General features: G+C 49.8%; 15 protein-coding genes. 11 read left to right on the top strand and 4 right to left on the bottom strand.

From position 1 onward, the window contains the following. Nucleotides 1-1,401: 1,401 nt before the first annotated feature. The gene (locus GA0116948_RS00835) at nucleotides 1,402-1,830 is read right to left on the bottom strand and encodes a c-type cytochrome (protein WP_089708035.1); all 429 of its coding nucleotides are present in this window, start codon (nucleotides 1,828-1,830) and stop codon (nucleotides 1,402-1,404) included. 216 nt (nucleotides 1,831-2,046) lie between these two features. On the opposite strand from GA0116948_RS00835, the gene GA0116948_RS00825 reads away from it, so the two are divergent. Next, nucleotides 2,047-2,901: an aldo/keto reductase gene (locus GA0116948_RS00825; RefSeq protein ID WP_089708030.1), complete on the top strand. Its 855-nt coding sequence runs from the start codon at nucleotides 2,047-2,049 to the stop codon at nucleotides 2,899-2,901. 84 nt (nucleotides 2,902-2,985) lie between these two features. On the opposite strand, the gene GA0116948_RS00820 is transcribed toward GA0116948_RS00825, so the two are convergent. Further along, nucleotides 2,986-3,390, bottom strand: coding sequence for a Dabb family protein (locus GA0116948_RS00820; RefSeq protein WP_089708028.1), 405 nt, complete (start codon nucleotides 3,388-3,390; stop codon nucleotides 2,986-2,988). A 152-nt stretch (nucleotides 3,391-3,542) separates the two neighbouring features. On the opposite strand from GA0116948_RS00820, the gene GA0116948_RS00815 reads away from it, so the two are divergent. From GA0116948_RS00815 to GA0116948_RS00795, 5 genes are all read left to right on the top strand, one after another. Further along, on the top strand, nucleotides 3,543-4,430 hold the full coding sequence (locus tag GA0116948_RS00815; RefSeq protein ID WP_165798309.1) for a DUF4349 domain-containing protein: 888 nt from the start codon (nucleotides 3,543-3,545) through the stop codon (nucleotides 4,428-4,430). Nucleotides 4,431-5,010: 580 nt separating this feature from the next. Further along, the gene (locus GA0116948_RS00810; RefSeq protein ID WP_089708024.1) at nucleotides 5,011-6,474 is read left to right on the top strand and encodes a DUF3375 domain-containing protein; all 1,464 of its coding nucleotides are present in this window, start codon (nucleotides 5,011-5,013) and stop codon (nucleotides 6,472-6,474) included. 5 nt (nucleotides 6,475-6,479) lie between these two features. Next, a complete protein-coding gene (locus GA0116948_RS00805) occupies nucleotides 6,480-7,130 on the top strand; it encodes a DUF4194 domain-containing protein (protein WP_089708022.1) in 651 nt (216 codons plus the stop codon). Between the two features lie 36 nt (nucleotides 7,131-7,166). Further along, entirely contained in the window at nucleotides 7,167-10,565 is a 3,399-nt protein-coding gene (locus GA0116948_RS00800) for an ATP-binding protein (RefSeq protein ID WP_089708019.1), read from the top strand. A 27-nt stretch (nucleotides 10,566-10,592) separates the two neighbouring features. Next, nucleotides 10,593-11,306 (top strand): 3-ketoacyl-ACP reductase, encoded by a 714-nt coding sequence (locus tag GA0116948_RS00795; RefSeq protein WP_089708018.1) that lies wholly within the window; start codon nucleotides 10,593-10,595, stop codon nucleotides 11,304-11,306. A 100-nt stretch (nucleotides 11,307-11,406) separates the two neighbouring features. On the opposite strand, the gene GA0116948_RS00790 is transcribed toward GA0116948_RS00795, so the two are convergent. Next, nucleotides 11,407-11,763, bottom strand: coding sequence for an Imm51 family immunity protein (locus GA0116948_RS00790; RefSeq protein ID WP_089708016.1), 357 nt, complete (start codon nucleotides 11,761-11,763; stop codon nucleotides 11,407-11,409). 258 nt (nucleotides 11,764-12,021) lie between these two features. Then, entirely contained in the window at nucleotides 12,022-13,152 is a 1,131-nt protein-coding gene (dinB, locus tag GA0116948_RS00785; RefSeq protein ID WP_240619105.1) for a DNA polymerase IV, read from the bottom strand. A gap of 79 nt (nucleotides 13,153-13,231) precedes the next feature. Here dinB and GA0116948_RS00780 point away from each other — a divergent pair, with 79 nt between their 5' ends. The 5 genes from GA0116948_RS00780 (at nucleotide 13,232) to GA0116948_RS00760 (ending at nucleotide 16,352) form a co-directional block, all read left to right on the top strand. Next, nucleotides 13,232-13,966 (top strand): hypothetical protein, encoded by a 735-nt coding sequence (locus GA0116948_RS00780; protein ID WP_123891668.1) that lies wholly within the window; start codon nucleotides 13,232-13,234, stop codon nucleotides 13,964-13,966. 113 nt (nucleotides 13,967-14,079) lie between these two features. After that, a complete protein-coding gene (locus GA0116948_RS00775) occupies nucleotides 14,080-14,346 on the top strand; it encodes a hypothetical protein (RefSeq protein ID WP_089708008.1) in 267 nt (88 codons plus the stop codon). 14 nt (nucleotides 14,347-14,360) lie between these two features. Then, the gene (locus GA0116948_RS00770; protein WP_089708005.1) at nucleotides 14,361-14,540 is read left to right on the top strand and encodes a hypothetical protein; all 180 of its coding nucleotides are present in this window, start codon (nucleotides 14,361-14,363) and stop codon (nucleotides 14,538-14,540) included. Nucleotides 14,541-14,600: 60 nt separating this feature from the next. Beyond that, on the top strand, nucleotides 14,601-14,864 hold the full coding sequence (locus tag GA0116948_RS00765; protein WP_123891667.1) for a hypothetical protein: 264 nt from the start codon (nucleotides 14,601-14,603) through the stop codon (nucleotides 14,862-14,864). Nucleotides 14,865-14,882: 18 nt separating this feature from the next. Continuing rightward, complete coding sequence (locus tag GA0116948_RS00760) at nucleotides 14,883-16,352, top strand: sodium:solute symporter (protein WP_089708001.1); 1,470 nt, start codon at nucleotides 14,883-14,885, stop codon at nucleotides 16,350-16,352. Nucleotides 16,353-16,735: the final 383 nt, after the last annotated feature.

Genomic DNA, 16,735 nt, shown 5'->3' with positions numbered 1-16,735 from the left:
GTGAATAGTCTTCGCGCACTTTCCGCTTTCATCTTTTTAACAGGAAAGTCTTCGCTCTCCGTCATGCGCCGGGAGCTGTATTTCCGATGCTACGAAAACTCATATTTTACTGTTGCAAAGCGTTATAAATAAATGCAGAAACATTCATAGGATATGTAAAAGATAAAATAACCAGCAAAAAAAGCATCGGAAAATAGACAAAGTATTTATAACACTACAGGTTGTCTGCTTTAATGTTGCATTAGCATGTAATAAATGAGAAAAGATGATAGCGGATGATATGCGCGGATAATACACGCGAAAATTATCCCCCCACCCCCTTCAAAAGGGGACCTAATGCAGCGGAGCCATCATGGTGGATTTGAGAGCCTTGCAGGAAATAAGCGGATGGTATGCGAAAACTTTCAGTAGCAAGATGAAAACAGCTAGCATGCAAAGCATTTGCGGCCTTAGGAAAATGGCGGCAAGAAATTTACGCAGTGGAGCGTAAAGCGGCAAACGGGCAGAGGATAGTACAAAAGCCCAAGCGCACATTCGCCCAATAGAAATCCAACGCTAAATAGTAAGCTTCGTTTGCCGTAGCGGAGCGCAGTAAATTTCAGCCATTTTCCGCAGCCGCCAGGTGCTTTTTTGCTTCTTTTTTGCACCAGCAAAAAAGAAGGCCCCCGCGGCAGCGGAATGCAACTCCCGGCGCAAGCCGGATTGCCACAAAAGATGATAGCGGAGGATATGCGCGAAGCTCATCCCCCACCCCCTTCAAAAGGGGACCTAATGCAGCGGAGCCATCATGGTGGATTTGAGAGCCTTGCAGGAAATAAGCGGATGGTATGCGAAAACTTTCAGTAGCAAGATGAAAACAGCTAGCTTGCAAAGCATTTGCGGCCTTAGGAAAATGGCGGCAAGAAATTTACGCAGTGGAGCGTAAAGCGGCAAACGGGCAGAGGATAGTACAAAAGCCCAAGCGCACATTCGCCCAATAGAAATCCAACGCTAAATAGTAAGCTTCGTTTGCCGTAGCGGAGCGCAGTAAATTTCAGCCATTTTCCGCAGCCGCCAGGTGCTTTTTTATTCGGGTCATTTTTATTTTTTTACGGGGCCTTATGAATTCGCTTACGCTCATTTGCTTCTTTTTTGCACCAGCAAAAAAGAAGGCCCCCGCGGCAGTGGAATGCCCCTCCCGGCGCACGCCGGAATTACCACAAAAGATGATAGATGATACACGCGAAGCTCATCCCCCAGCCCCCTTCAAAGGGGGACCTAATGCAGCGGTGTCATTGTAGGGTAGAGGTGGATGGCATACAACAATTTTGCAGCTAGAAAAGCCGCGCCCCCCTACCACAAAAAAAGCATTTACACCCAGGGAAGTGTAAATGCTTTGTTGATATAACGAATACCTTCGCTTTAATGATGTTCTTCCTGCATCGGTTCATCGGGTACATACTGAGGTGCTGCATGTCCATTATGACAAGTAACACAGCTTACCGCTAAGATGGCATGTCCCAAAGAATCTTGCGCATGCGAAAAATATTTTTTATTAATAGTACCCGTCATACGCATCATATCCCGGGCAATATCCTTGTGACGATTTTCGTCGCTGGCAAAATCCAGGCGCCTGGGATCGTCTTTCTGTGGTGCGTGGCAGAAGCCGCATTTTACCCCCAGGGCCAGTTTAAAGCTGTGCATCACGCTATCCACCTGCTCGTGGGTGCTGTTCTTAGGCATCACCTTCAGGTTCTTTGGTTTTTCATCGTCCTGGGGCAGGGAGAGGGAACAGAGTAGCACGGTACCCAGCATTGCCACAATGGCGGCCAGTCCTTTTTTAGTTGTCATATACGGGATGATTTAAATGATGGAAACCACTATAAAGTTAAATAGCAAAGAGGTCCCATACCGGGTGAGGGACAGGCAAACGCCAGCCCATGCAGGGTTTTGTAAAATTGCCGCCGCGCGGTCGGTAATAGCTTCCTTACTGTAATTGCTGGTGCTGGCATCAAATATGATACCATTCCGGCATACAAAGTACACAATCACCTTTAAATTTTAAATATGAGCAACGCAACTTATGAAAAAACTTTTGCCATAGGCGGCGACCTGAAGGTAAACCGACTGGGATATGGCGCCATGCGTATTACCGGCAAAGGTATCTGGGGGCCGCCAAAGGACCATGACGAATCTATTCGTGTACTGCGCCGTGCCGTGGAACTGGGGGTAGATTTTATCGATACTGCTGATAGTTACGGCCCTAATGTGTCGGAAGAACTGATAGCTGAAGCACTGCATCCTTACAAAGCGGGCTTGGTGATAGCTACCAAGGGAGGCCTTACCCGCACTGGCCCGGACGTATGGCCGGTGAATGGGCATCCGGATCATTTGAAAACTGCGCTGGAAGGTAGTCTTAAACGCCTGAAGCTAGATCAGATACCCCTCTACCAGTTGCACCGCATTGATCCCAATGTACCCTTTGAACAAACCATGGGATTCCTGCAAAAAGCACAGGAAGAGGGATTGATCAAACACATTGGCTTGTCGGAAGTATCGGTAGAAGAAATTAAAAAAGCAGAAACCTTCGTGAAGATCGTTTCTGTACAGAACAAGTACAGCGTTGATAACCGTACCTGGGAGCCGGTATTGAAATATTGTGAAGCAACCGGCAAGGCATTCATTCCCTGGTTTCCTCTCAATGCCGGCAACGTGGAGGGCCTGGCCAAAATACAGCAGGTGGCAGACCGACTGAAGGTTACCGCCCACCAGGTAGCGCTTTCCTGGCTGCTGCATCATTCACCCAACATCCTGCTGATACCGGGTACTTCCAGTGTAAAACACCTAGAAGAAAACCTCGCCACCGCCCAGGTGATTCTGGACGCCGAAGCGTTGAAAACGCTGGATGCCATTAGTCAGTAAGTACATTTCAAGTAAGCACTATTATAAAAGCCATTTGCAGCAATCCCGCCGCAAATGGCTTTTGTGTGTAAACCAGCGGCTACATTACACTGTTTGCGCATCATACACCACCACCTTTTCCCAAAGATGGCTATAGTTTTTTATAAATGCCAGGTGCAGGGGGTGGGTTTGGTAAGTAGCCTGTCCGGGCAGGTCTTTAAAAAACATAATCTCCGATACGCCCCAGGTATTGTCTACCACATCGCGTTTTTCGGTGGGGGCCAGTATGCCTACGTGCAGGGTTTGCACCGTGGGGATGTGGGCCAGTGTTTTTACCCCTTCCACCAGCTTGTCGCGGTCTGCTGTGGAGTGTGGGTTTTTAAGCCAGAAAATGGCATGATGTATAATGGGTGCATGCTGGGCTGCCGGCATGGAGGCTACTGCAATGGCAGAACCGGCCACCAGCGCGGCGGCATTGCCGATAAATTTTCTTCTGTTAGATGTGTTCATAGCGGGTGTGTTGGATACTTTAATATACGAAAAGCCATGGTAATGTGCTAACATTATTATATGCCCACATGCACCGGGGCTTACATTTTTTAACAAATCTATACGGTTACCTTTTCATCATGCTGCGTATAAAGGGTTATAAAAACATTTTTATGCGTTATGTAAAACCATACTACGCAGCTTTCCTGCTGCTGGCGATAGTGTCGTGCGGTAAACGTACGGATTATAAACATGCATCCGTGCAGATGGAAGCCGCTACGGCGGCGGATGATGCCAATGCCGATTCGGTAATGCCCTTGCAAAGTGCTGATCGGAAAATGGTTCGTACTGCTACCATTCGTGCCCGCGTTAACAACCTGCAGTCGGTGACATCTCAACTGGAAAATCTCGCCGGATCTGTAGGCGGCATTGTAGCAGAAAGCAACCTGCAAAATGAAGTGGTACAAGAAAATGAATATGCCTATGGACCAGATTCTATCCGTAAGGTGCAGGTATACGTACCTACTGCCCACCTGGAACTGCGTGTGCCGGTACTATACCTCGATTCGGTGCTGCGCCGTGTGGGGGAACTGTCTGTATTTACCAATAGCCGGGTGCTGAAACAGGAGGATCTTACCTTCCAGTACTTATCGAACAACCTGAAGATAAAGGCGGCCAACCAACAGCTTGCCCAGCCGGTAGTAGGCGCCCAACACCAGCACGGCATAGATGCCGCGCAATATACCAGTAAAAAGCAGGAAGACAAGATAGACCGTACGGTACAAAACCAAGTGTTTAACGACCAGGTGGCTTACGCTACTTTACAGGTTACCCTATTCCAAGGCCAGCTCGCCGATGTGCAGGTAGTGGTGAATCCGGAAGTGGTGACCCGTGCCGGTTTTGTGGCAGAGATGGGGATAGCGTTGCGCAATAGTGCGGCATTGTTGCGGGAGATAATATTATTTTTGATCAGTTATTGGCCCTTTGTGTTCATCGGCATCTTAGCCTGGAATATATTCCGCAGGCGGCGGCGTGTAGGCAAGACCATCGTTAAAGCATAAAAACGGAGAACGGTCGTTTTGCTGCGCCATGCAGGGATAGCTGCGAAAAGCGAGGGGTCTTGAAACATACGGGGCAAGCAAATTCAATACTTCGAGTTGTGCAGCGGAGCCTGGCTGGCACAACAAAACGACGATCCATCCATTGTTTGTTGATCCATTTTTGTACTTAGAAATTTACAGCGCCATTGAATGCCTGCGTTTGCGCAGGCATTTTTATAGCACAATAATTATTCCACGTTGTTCCGCCGGGCCTGCCCTTCCCCCCTACAGCAGCCCATTTACCTGCCTGGCAGATCTTTTGCCAAGGGCCTGCCGTAGAAAGGTTACACGTATTTTAAATTTTTATATATGATAATCAATTGCTTATGCCGGGTTGTTTCTGGCAAGGTAAAAGCATATTTAAAAATGAATAAATATTTTACCCGTATTTATCCCCACCCGATTTCTGTTTCACTTTTTTCTTTCTCTTTGCAGCATTGCTCAACAGATCAACTTTATTGAAGCGCACTCTGTCTGTTCACCAGCGGCGGGGGAGTAAGTCCTGGTATAACTGCCGGCTTAGGCGCCTGTAACCATTATTATGAAGCAAGCAGATCTCGCTTTTTTATTTGATACCCATCCCGCTGTACGCATGCTCCGCCAACGGAGCGGGCAATGGGTACTGCCATTCCTGTACCGGGTGTTCAAAGAAGACAATCGCTTCCTCATTAGCGAGCAGTTACTTATTCAACTCCTCGCGGAGCAACTGATTGTGCAGGAAGATGGGATAGAAGATTTTGAAGAAGCCCGCATTGCCTTCGGCGAAAATGAAGAAACCCGCAGCCGCAAGTATGTAATAAGCTGGGTACAGCAACGCATACTCCAGGACTTGCAGGATGCCGACGGGCAGGTACAGTACCAGCTTTCTGCCCATACCGAAAAGGCTTTCCAGTGGATGCAAACCCTCCAGGGCCGCCACCATGTAGGCACCGAGAGCCGCTTTAAATTGCTCTTCAATTCTTTGCGGGATGTGGTGGAAAAAACGGAAGACGACCGCAGCAAGCGCCTGGCAATACTGAAAGACAAACGCGCCGAAATAGATAAAGAAATTAAAGCCATAGAACTGGGCCTGGCACCAGACAACTATACCAACGCCCAGGTGCAGGAACGCCTGGAACTCTTTACCCGCCTGTGTTACGACCTGGTGAGCGACTTCCGGGAAGTGGAGGATAATTTTAAACACATTCACCGTGCTATCGTGGAGCAGCACACCCGCGCTACACAGCACAAGGGCGCTATTGTGGGTTTTGCTTTCGAGGCGTATGATGCGCTGCGTAATAGTAGCCAGGGCAAAAGCTTTTACGCTTTCTGGGATTTCCTTATTTCCCGCGAAGGCCAGCAAGACTGGAAAGCGCTGACCGATCAACTGCTGGAACTGGTGAAGGCCCGGCAAATTCCTACCGATGAAACATTCCTGCAAAATGTAAAATCCATGTTGTTAGAACAAGGCAAGGCCGTATACGATGCTAACGATAAGATGGCCGAAAAACTAAGCCGCATCATCACCGAAAAAGAAATAGCCCGCCATAAAAGATTGCGCCAGCAAATCAGCAACATCAAAGAAATGATATTCTCCCTCATGGATGAAGCAGTGCCCTGCGGCCTGGAAGTGGCAGACAGTGTGCCTGTGAAAATGATCATGGACCGCCGCCTGCAACTGGAAGGAAAGAAACAGGAACTGCCCATAAAACAACCCGTAGCCGCCACCGAAAAAATAGAAGACGTAACCCGCTTTAGCCGCATGGTAAGCACCACGCATATAGACCGCAAACAGTTATGGAAGAAAGTAGAAGACGTGCTGGCCGTGAAGACCACCGCCACCCTACGCGAGGTGCTGGAGATGATACCCCTGCAAAACGGCCTGGCCGAGATAGTCAGCTATTACAGCTTCCTACGCGACAAGGGGGGCCAGGTGCAGGTGCTGCCCAATATCACGGAGCTGGTGCCGCTGAACGAAACCTCCACTAAATTCATTGAAGTGCCTTATCTCTTATTTAGTAAATAGCCATTATGAACGATTCGCATACCCTATTGCCCTTCGTACCGGTGTTCATCAAATTGCTGAAAGGCCCGGTGGAATATGTAGATAAAAGTATTTGGGAAAAACTCCTGCAATACAAATCCGAACTCGTAGCCTTCCTGCTGCCACTAGGCTTGCTACTGGTGCTGGATGAGCAGGATGGCTATGCCTTCCTGAAACATACCACCACAGACGAGGAAGAAAATGCCGTGAGCTGGATACCCCGCCGGGCGCTCACCTACGAGGAAAGTATTATGCTGGTACTGCTGCGCGAAATGATGGCCGAGTTTGAAGTAGGCGCCGCCACCACGCGGGAACTGATCCGCAAACGCCGCGAGATCAAGGAATACGCCGAATTGTTTTTTAAGGAAAATGCCAGCAGGGTAAAGTTTCTTAAAGAAATAGACCGCCTCATAGACCGTACTACCGAAAACGGTTTCCTGGAACAGATAGCCACCCATGAAATTCCCGACGAACAATCGTTCCGCATCAAAAAAATTATAAAGGCCCGCGTAGGCAGTGAAGAACTGGACGCCTTCCTGGAAGCCCTGCAAGGTTTTAAACGCATGGGCACCGCCGCCCCGCCGCTTATCCGCCTACCGGCGGAAGATAGCTTGCACAGCGAGCCCGCCGCAGAATAAGGGCAACAGACCTATCCAACTTTGTAAAAACACACGATGCAACTAAACGTATTCAGTACCGATCAGCATAAAAACGGCTTCCGCCTGCAATACCTGGAAATATACAACTGGGGTACCTTCGACGATGTGGTACACAGCATAAAGCCCATGGGCGAAACCAGCTTGCTTACCGGCGCCAATGGCAGCGGCAAAACCACGTTTGTGGATGCCCTGCTTACCCTGATCGTGCCGGAAAAAAAGTTTCGCTTTTATAACCAAAGCTCTGGCAGCGAGAAGAAAGGCGACCGTACCGAAGAAACTTACGTGATGGGCGGCTATGGCACCATGAACCATGAAAGCAGTGGCACTGTTAAAACCCTCTATCTCCGCGAGTCGCGGGAGGAGGCCTATAGCATTCTGCTGGCCCATTTTGCCAATGAGGCCGAACAGCAGGTCACACTTTTCCAGGTAAGGTATTTCGTGAATGGCGATATGAAGAAGGTCTTTGGCATTGCCCATAAGCCCCTGCATATTGAGGAAGATTTTAAACCGTTTGACCTGAACGGCCAATGGAAAAAAGCGCTGGACCAGCGTTTTAATAAAGGCGTTGGCCGTAAGCAAATAGCCTGGTTTGACGCGGCCAGCAAGTACGCCCAGCAACTGGTGCATGTATTGGGCATGCAGAGCGTACAGGCGTTGCAGTTATTTAACCAAACCGTGGGCATTAAAGTGCTGGGCAACCTGGATGAGTTTATCCGCCTGCACATGCTGGAGCCACGTAATATGGAAGAGGAGTTTCAGGAACTGAAAAAACACCTGGCCACTTTACTAGCCGCTCAGCGCAATATTGAAAAGGTGGAAGCGCAAATAAAACTGCTGCAACCCATCCGCCAGCACCTGGAGCTGTACGACCTGGCCCACCAGGGCCTGCAAGGCACACAGGCCGTATTGGAAACGGTAGCCCTGTGGAACACTTTTACGAAGCATGCACTGCTACAGGTGGGCCTGGAAGAAAACCAATCCCTGGTAAAACAGGTGCAGCAACAAATACAGGACGCAAAAACCCAACTGGAAAAACTACAGGAAACAGAACGCCTGGCCCGCAACCATATAGACCAGCACCAGGCCGGCCAGCGCTTGCAGCAACTAGAAAAAGATATACAGGAACAGGAAGTAAAACTAGCCGATGCCGAGCGCAATGTCGCTATCTTTCTACAGTGGTGCCAGGCCTTGCAACTGGAAGAAGGTAGGCCCGCAGACGATGCTGCCTTTCAGCGCATTTTAAAAGCTACCCGCCGCAAAAAGCTGGAACTGGAAGACAAGCAGCGACAGCAGGAAGAAGACCAGTATGCCGCCCAAAACAGCCGGGAAAAAGCGGGCGCGGAAAAGAAACAGTTGGAACAGGAACTGCAAAACCTGCTGCAAAGTAAAAACAACATACCCGCCCACCTCATGGCCGCCCGCCAGCAACTGTGCGATGCCTTGGAGATAGACAGCAACGACCTGCCCTTTGCCGGAGAACTGATGCAGGTGAATGCTGCGGAAATGGACTGGCAGCCCGCGTTGGAAAAATTACTGCATTCGTTTTCCCTGCGCCTGCTGGTGGCCGATAAGCACTATAAGAAGGTAAATAAGTATGTGAACAATAACAACCTGCGCGCCCGCCTGGTGTATGAGCATATTGTGGAGGTGCCGCTCTCGCAGTATCCCGAAGCCGGTACGGTGTCGGAGAAGCTAGACTTTCATCCCGAACATAAACTGGGCAATTGGGTGGCGCAGCAAATCATCCGCCAGTTCAATTATGTGTGCCTGGACAGTGAGCGCGGCATGGAGCGATACGAGCGCGCCATTACCTTGCAAGGCCTCATAAAAAATGGCCGCCGCCACGAAAAAGACGACCGCGCCGAAAAGTCGGACCCCAGCCGTTTTGTAATGGGATGGAACAATGAAAAGAAAAGAGACTTCCTCATAAGCCGCCGCAACACCTTGTCGGCGCAGCTGTCTAAGGCGGAGGAAGCACTGGAAAAATGCCGGCAGCGGGCCACCAAATTACAACAGCAGTTTGTAGCCGTGATGCGGATAGCAGAAACGCCGGGCTTCTCCAGCCTGGACATCACCGGCATACAGCGCGGCATTCACAAACTTACCGAACAGGCACAGGGCCTGCGCAGCGCCAATAAAGAACTAGATCTGCTGAAAGCGCAGTTGCAGGAAATACAGGCAGAAAAAGACCAGGTAGCCAGCCAGCAGGAACAACTCATCCGCCGTGAAGCCCTGGAGCAAAATACCGCCGCTTCCCTGCGCCAGCAACTGGTGTTACTGCAACCCCTCATGGAGCATGTTACGGCAGCAGACAAAGACGCCCTGTTGTCTTTCCAACAGCAACACGCCACCCGCCTGGGTTTCGTAACCCTGGAAGATATAGATCCGGTGTACCAGCAGTTTAAACAGCAACAGGAAAACGCCCTGTCCGAACAACGCGATGCCTTGCACAAAGAAGAACGCTTGCTGGACCGCTGCATACAAAGCATTAAAAATCCTTCGCTGGCACTCAAAGAAAAGTTTTCGCCAGAGTGGGAGGGAGAGGTACAACACCTGCCGCAAGACGCCCGCTATGCCAATGAGTATGTAGACTGGCTGGATAAGCTGGAACAGGAAAATTTACCAAAATACAAACGGGCATTCGAGCAATTTATAAACGATACCATCACCTACAAAATCGGCGGTCTGCAGGAAGAAATGGAGAAGTGGGAAAGGGATATTACGAACAGTATTGCCAAGCTCAATGACTCGCTGCGGGGTATTCACTTTAACCGCCTGCCGGATACCTTCATCCAGTTAGGCAAGCGCGCAGTACCCGCTGGCACCGACATCAGGGCCTTCCGCGCCAAACTGCTGGATGCCTTGCCGCAGTCGTCCAACTGGCAGCAAAGCAGTTTTGAAGAAAAGGCCCGGCATTTTTCACAACACGTGCTACCCCTTATTGAAGAACTGGATAAGAGTGAAGTGTACCGCAACCGGGTGATGGATGTACGCAACTGGTTCGAGTTTTGGGCCGATGAAATTTATACCGATACCAAAGAACTCAAGAAAACCTACCGGCAGATGGGGCAATTGTCTGGTGGAGAAAAGGCACAACTTACCTACACTATTCTATGCAGCGCTATTGCCTACCAGTTTGGCATTACCCGAGAAGGTAAAAACAGCAAGAGCCTGCGCTTTATTGCGGTAGATGAAAGTTTTAGTAACCAGGACGAAGAAAAAGCCACCTACCTCATGGAGCTGTGCAAGCAGCTGCACTTGCAGCTGCTGGTGGTAACACCCAGCGATAAAATACAGATTGTACAAAACTACATCGCCCATGTACACCTGGTGCAGCGCGTACAAAACCGGCACAGCGTGTTGTACAACATGACCATCAAAGAATTGCAGGAAAGCATTGCAGCCTCAAATTAAACAACGACCTTGTAGTAAATATTTATCATGGAATCATTAACCGGAAAACATGCCCTCGTAACCGGCGCGGGTAAAGGTATAGGCCGCGCCATAGCCCTAGCACTGGCCCAGGAAGGCGTACGGGTAAGCCTGCTGGCCCGCACCGAAAACGATCTGCAACAAGTAGCCGCCGAGATCAAGGCACTCGGTGGTAGCAGCTTCACCGTAATGGCCAACGTGGCGGACATAACGTCTGTAAATGCCGCAGTAACCAGCGTATTGACCCAGGGGCCTATCGATATTTTGATTAACAATGCCGGCATTGCTGCCTTTGGCAGTTTCCTGGCCCTGGAACCGGCACAGTGGGAAGATATCGTGAAAGTGAACCTGTTTGGCGTGTACTACGTAACACGCGCCGTGCTGCCCGCTATGATAGCCCGCAGTACCGGCGATATTATAAACATCTCTTCCACCGCCGGCCAGCGCGGTGCGGCGGTAACCAGCGCCTACAGCGCCTCTAAGGCAGGCCTCATTGCTCTGTCGGAGTCGCTCATGCAGGAAGTGCGCAAGCACAATATCCGCGTTACTTCGCTTACCCCCAGTACCGTGGCTACCGACCTGGCGGTAAACCTCCAACTTACCGATGGCAACCCCGATAAGGTGATGCAGCCGTCGGATTTGGCAGAACTGGTGGTGATGCAATTGAAGTTAAACCGCAGGGTGTTTGTAAAAGAAGCAGGCCTTTGGTCTACCAATCCTTAAATGCAGGTGCGCCGCAGGCGGCGCAAATGTATAGAATTTAAAAAGCCCTGGAATCAAATGTTCCAAGGCTTTTTTAATGCGGTAAACAATTGCGTTCGTATTATGCGCCTGCCGTCATTTGAGAAGGATCTGCCTGCGACAAATAATCTTCCAGCACCTGGTCGTCATTAAATACCGGCACCAGCACGTCCAGGATGCGCAGTTGTGTATCCTTGGAATCGGCATAGGCGTAAAAACCGCCTTCCAGTGTATCGTATTCCACGTGGGTTAGCAGGTCGGGGGCTAATTTTTCCAGGATCTGTTTAATAATCCCTTCCCATGCAAAACCATTGCCTTCATAATTATACTTACTGAAAATGTTGAAATACCGGGAATTTAGTTCCGGGCTTTCAACAGCTGCGACGATACCAAAAGTGCCTTTGTAATCACTGATCGTGAACGGAAAATAATTTGCCATTGCGTTGTAATGTTTGTCTATCTAAGGTTGCACATAACCGCTCCTCCTGCCGGGTGAAAAAATGCGGTATATGATAAAATAAAGCGTATGTAAATAATGCAAAAAACGAACGCACACTCATTGCTGCGTGGGCATTCGTTTCGCGGCTAAAATAAACTAATTGTGGGAAGTAAAACAAAGAACGGGCCGCAAAAAAAATCTTTTTCTGAATACCTTGCTTGCAAGGCTTTTGCATATAATGAATGCTATTATGCGTGCTCAGAACATGGATAGTTGATCCGGATTGCCGGGTCTTCTTTTTTTGTCAGGCGCTTCGCCGAAATTAGAAATGGTAATACCCAGCAGCCTTATAGGCTTGCCATCCGGCAGGGTAGCCGCTAATAATTTTTTAGCGGTATCCAGGATAGTGTTAACATCGTCCATGGGTTGAGGAAAAGAATAGTTGCGGGTGATCTGCTGAAAATCAAAATACTTAATCTTCAGCGTAAGGGTGCGCCCTTTCAGTTGGTGGCGGCGCAGCCTTTCCTGTACCAGTGTGGCAATGCGGGCCAGCTCAGCATACATATCTTCCGGCGCTTCCAGGTCTGCCGCAAAAGTATCTTCTGCCCCTACTGATTTTGTTTCGCGGTGCGGCTCCACGGGCCGGTTATCTATGCCTCTTACTATCTGGTAATAAAAATGACCCACCTTGCCAAAATGATGCACCAACGTAGCCTCCGTCAATTTTTTTAAATCGGCCCCGGAGTGAAGTTGCATTTGTTTCATTTTTTCTGCGGTAACCTTACCCACGCCGTGAAATTTTTCTACGGGCAGGTTTTCCATAAAACCGGTAATGGCCGATGGCCCGATGAAGGTAAGTCCATCCGGTTTTTCGAGATCACTGGCTATCTTGGCTACAAATTTATTGACAGACACCCCTGCCGATGCCGTGAGTTGCAGTTCGTCGTGAATGGCTTGTTTTATAAGTCGCGCTATTTCCAGTGCAGAGCCAATGTGCAATTTATCTGCGGTTACGTCCAGGTAAGCTTCATCCAGCGATAGGGGTTCTATCAGGTCCGTATAACGGCTAAAAATTTCGCGGATGCGGGCAGACACTTCTTTATAAGCAGCAAAGCGGGGCCTTACAAAAATAGCCGTGGGGCATAGCAGCAGGGCACGTTTGGAAGGCATGGCCGAACGCACGCCAAACTTGCGGGCCTCATAACTGGCCGTAGCCACCACGCCGCCCCGCCCTTCCGGCAATCCGCCCACCACCAGCGGCTTTCCCCGGTATTCGGGAAAGTCGCGCTGCTCCACCGAAGCATAAAACGCATCCATATCGATATGGATGATCTTCCGCTGTTGTTGCTGCTGTTCCGTATCCATAAAATACCCGTCCTTGCCTTGCAAATATAGGGGGTATTAGGCCTTATTTTTTTTATACCTTGCATTATAACCCGCATACCTATACCCACTTTAGATGTATACCATGAAATCCTATCAGAACGGGCCCTATGACCCGCGTCCTTTCCGGCTGCACCTGGTCAGCGTGGGGCTGTCGGTCATGATTTTCAGTTGTTTTTGTGTAATGCTGTTTCACCTGCTACATTACCACCGCCTGCAAGGCCTGGGTAGCCACCTGTGGCTTGCCGCCTGCGGGCTGCCGCTACTGGCCTGGTGGGCCTGGCAGGCAGCGGGTAAGCGCCACCAAGGGATGTTGTATAAAGGCATGCAGCTTAGTAGCGAAGGCTTTACCCTGCTGGGCATAAGGGAAGTATACGTGCCCTTTAGCGACATCCGCTCCCTGCGGCTTACAGTGCATGGCCTGCGGGTGCTGCGCCATAAGGGGCGGCCGGATATACTTATTCCCCGCAGTATGGAATCTTTCGGGCACATGGCCGTAGCGCTGGCCACCTGGCAGGCCCGGCATGCGGAAGGCGGCCATAAAGCCACCCGCGGCAAGGGCAGCCCATCTCTTACCATGAGCCGGCCCGCCCGCTGGAAGGTAGTAACGCTGGGCCTGGCTTCCCTGGCAGGCCTGGGCGTGGTGGCCTGGTATATACACCTGCCATTGCTGGTGTTGCTATTGCTGGTATTGCTGCTCTGTGCGCAGGTGATGCAGCGTTCCCAATGGGGGCCTCTGTGCCGCCCCCTTATCCTGGCGCTGCTGCTGGCCTGGGTGCTGCTAGCGGTGATGGAGTGTGAACACCTGCTGCCGTTTTAAAAAAGGAAAATGTATATTGTTTTCATTTCTATCTCCTATACATGCAACAATTAAAATTATCCCCCGAAGGGGTGCGTACGTAGAGCTTTCGCTCCCATAAAATATCCATCATAATGATGGTGATGATTGTGCTGGTATATTGGCTGGTAGAGTATTACATTTGGAAAGACCGGGTCTGCAACGACCCTTATGCCTGTCTTATTCTATTTATCATAGGGCTGCCTAACCGGGTGATCAATACCCACCGAAGCAAATTTTTAAAACCCCGCAAAAAATATTTCCTGTATCTTTTCTGGGGCATAGTGCTGCTCAATGTATATTTGAAACTCACCGGTATGCAGCTAATCAGCAACTTGCTTTCATTGCTTAACCACCGCTAACCGATAACCCACGCATGCAAATTGTACAGGTTTATAAAATTCCCCCCGAAGGCCCGCGCTGCTACATGCGCAACACCTGGTGGCGGGTAATGCTGGCTATACGTTATTTTTGTTTTCAGCATGGCCGCAACTTATATGCCTTCGCACAAACCTGCGGCGTACCGATGGCGATTCTCGCTTTTTTAATGGTCTAAGTATTTTACAGCAATCATTTACTCGCCAAAGGATACCAACTGCAACTGGGCGAAGACTTTGTGGCCAGGCAGGAGTCAGGCAGCAGCGAAATGCGCATTCCCTTCAGCGCACAGACCAAGATAAAGCGGCAGCGGAAATGCCTGCAGGTAGTTGGTAAGGGTATGTTTGCCTCCTTCATCATTTCCCAGGAACTAGCGCATTTTAAAGAAGTGGAAAACCGCCTACGTGCCGCGGTGCCCACAAATAGCCGCAAAAAATCCGCATTTCTCCCTATTTTTGGCGATCCGCTCCTTGGCTGGCAGCGCTTACTGCGCCAACCCTGAAAAACGGTACGTTATAACATGTCCGCTACCTTACTGCTCCTGCTGGTATCCGCCTATTTCTGCATTTTGCTGGGCGTAGCCTGGTACACCAGCCGCAATGCCAACAACGATTCTTTTTTTATCGGCAACCGCAATAGTAACTGGATGCTGGTGGCCTTTGGCATGATCGGTACCTCGCTGAGCGGGGTTACGTTTGTAAGTGTGCCGGGCAAGGTGGGCATTTCCAACTTCAATTACCTACAGGTAGTTATCGGTTACTTCTTCGGCTACTTCATCGTGGCATATGTGCTGCTACCCATTTACTACCGTATGCAGCTTACCTCCATTTACCGCTACCTGGAGCATCGCTTTGGAAGCTGGGCATATAAAACCGGCGCATTCTTTTTCATCATTTCCCGCACCGTAGGCGCTACGGCCCGCCTATACCTGGTGATCAACGTGCTGCAAGTATTTATCCTGGACCGGCTGGGCATACCCTTTGCCATCACCACCTTTGTACTGCTGCTTATGATCTTGCTCTACACCTTTGAAGGTGGGGTAAAAACCATTGTATTTACGGATACCCTGCAAACTACTTTTATGCTGCTTGGCCTGCTGGTATGTATTTACTACATCATGGCCCACCTGCATATAGGCGTAGGCGATACCTGGACGGCCCTGCAGGCTAAAGGATACACCCGCGTGTTCGACACCCAGGTGAGTGCGGGCGGCTTCTGGCTGAAACAAATACTGGGCGGGGCTTTTATTACCGTGGCCATGACGGGGTTAGACCAGGAAATGATGCAGAAAAATATTAGTGTGCGCAGCCTTAAAGATTCCCAGAAAAATATGATCACCTTCAGCATGGTGATGGTGATTGTAAATGTATTGTTCCTGTTTCTCGGAGGATTGCTCTACCTGTTTCAGGATGCCACCCCGGCCATCGTAGCCAAGGGCGACGATTTGTTTCCCACGGTGGCCCTGCTTTCCGGCCTTCCTGGTGTAGTGTCTTTCGTGTTTATCATCGGGCTGATCTCTGCCCTGTTTCCCAGCGCAGACGGAGCACTCACTGCACTTACGGCTTCGTTCTGCATAGACATCCTGGGATTAAAAAGAAGGGAAGACCTGAGCGAAAAAAGCCGCACCCGCACCCGCCATACCGTACACCTCAGCATGGCCCTTATCTTTTTTCTCTGCGTGCTGCTGTTTAAAGCACTGAACAAAAAATCTATTATCGATACCATTCTTTCGCTAGCAGGCTATACCTATGGGCCATTGCTGGGACTTTTCGTATTTGGCATTTTCAGCAAACGCAGCATCCGGGAAAGCCCGGCGGTACTGGTGATCTGCCTGGTAGCTCCGGTACTCACTTATATCTTGTCCCTGTATTCCAAGGCATGGTTTAATGGCTACCAGATAGGGGTGGAGCTGCTGCTCATCAATGCAGGACTTACTTACCTGGGCCTGCTGCTGATCTCAAAGAAAGGAGTTGCATCCCAAGGCCGCTAAGGTAATTAGCGATAATATGGCAGCGGCCTTGCAAGGGCAGGCAACTCCTGATGCCGCACAACACCAGGCCCCCAGTTATATTGATAGGGAAAGTAAAAGTTCCATCGCTTGAAAAAGTATTGCACCCCAAAAGTTCGCATAAGTTTTTTCTCCAGTAAAATAAGAATACGACTGAGAAGGTCGGGCGAGCCAGATAGCGGCTTCGCCGGCATATGAAGCGCAATATCCGCCAACAGGAAAACTACAACATCCAGCATTATCAGGCCCTCCAGCCATAAGGCCTACCAGCTATTTTAACCATAAAGGGGCATATATAAAACAAGCGGGTGTCTCATTAATTAATAAGACACCCGCTTGTTTTTTTTTGAAGCAACCCCTTTTGG

It is taken from the genome of Chitinophaga costaii (genome assembly GCF_900094705.1).
GTDB classification, from domain to species: Bacteria; Bacteroidota; Bacteroidia; order Chitinophagales; family Chitinophagaceae; genus Chitinophaga; species Chitinophaga costaii.
This window is presented reverse-complemented; position numbering and strand designations above follow the sequence as displayed.

What these genes read in the sequence shown, in the direction of transcription:
- GA0116948_RS00760 (WP_089708001.1), top strand. Translation starts at nt 14,883, where the DNA reads ATGTCCGCTACCTTACTGCTCCTGCTGGTATCCGCCTATTTCTGCATT.
- GA0116948_RS00805 (WP_089708022.1), top strand. Translation starts at nt 6,480, where the DNA reads ATGAACGATTCGCATACCCTATTGCCCTTCGTACCGGTGTTCATCAAA.
- GA0116948_RS00810 (WP_089708024.1), top strand. Translation starts at nt 5,011, where the DNA reads ATGAAGCAAGCAGATCTCGCTTTTTTATTTGATACCCATCCCGCTGTA.
- GA0116948_RS00820 (WP_089708028.1), bottom strand. Translation starts at nt 3,390, where the DNA reads ATGAACACATCTAACAGAAGAAAATTTATCGGCAATGCCGCCGCGCTG.
- GA0116948_RS00790 (WP_089708016.1), bottom strand. Translation starts at nt 11,763, where the DNA reads ATGGCAAATTATTTTCCGTTCACGATCAGTGATTACAAAGGCACTTTT.
- GA0116948_RS00800 (WP_089708019.1), top strand. Translation starts at nt 7,167, where the DNA reads ATGCAACTAAACGTATTCAGTACCGATCAGCATAAAAACGGCTTCCGC.
- GA0116948_RS00775 (WP_089708008.1), top strand. Translation starts at nt 14,080, where the DNA reads ATGATGGTGATGATTGTGCTGGTATATTGGCTGGTAGAGTATTACATT.
- GA0116948_RS00835 (WP_089708035.1), bottom strand. Translation starts at nt 1,830, where the DNA reads ATGACAACTAAAAAAGGACTGGCCGCCATTGTGGCAATGCTGGGTACC.
- GA0116948_RS00780 (WP_123891668.1), top strand. Translation starts at nt 13,232, where the DNA reads ATGAAATCCTATCAGAACGGGCCCTATGACCCGCGTCCTTTCCGGCTG.
- GA0116948_RS00795 (WP_089708018.1), top strand. Translation starts at nt 10,593, where the DNA reads ATGGAATCATTAACCGGAAAACATGCCCTCGTAACCGGCGCGGGTAAA.
- GA0116948_RS00825 (WP_089708030.1), top strand. Translation starts at nt 2,047, where the DNA reads ATGAGCAACGCAACTTATGAAAAAACTTTTGCCATAGGCGGCGACCTG.
- GA0116948_RS00815 (WP_165798309.1), top strand. Translation starts at nt 3,543, where the DNA reads ATGCGTTATGTAAAACCATACTACGCAGCTTTCCTGCTGCTGGCGATA.
- GA0116948_RS00770 (WP_089708005.1), top strand. Translation starts at nt 14,361, where the DNA reads ATGCAAATTGTACAGGTTTATAAAATTCCCCCCGAAGGCCCGCGCTGC.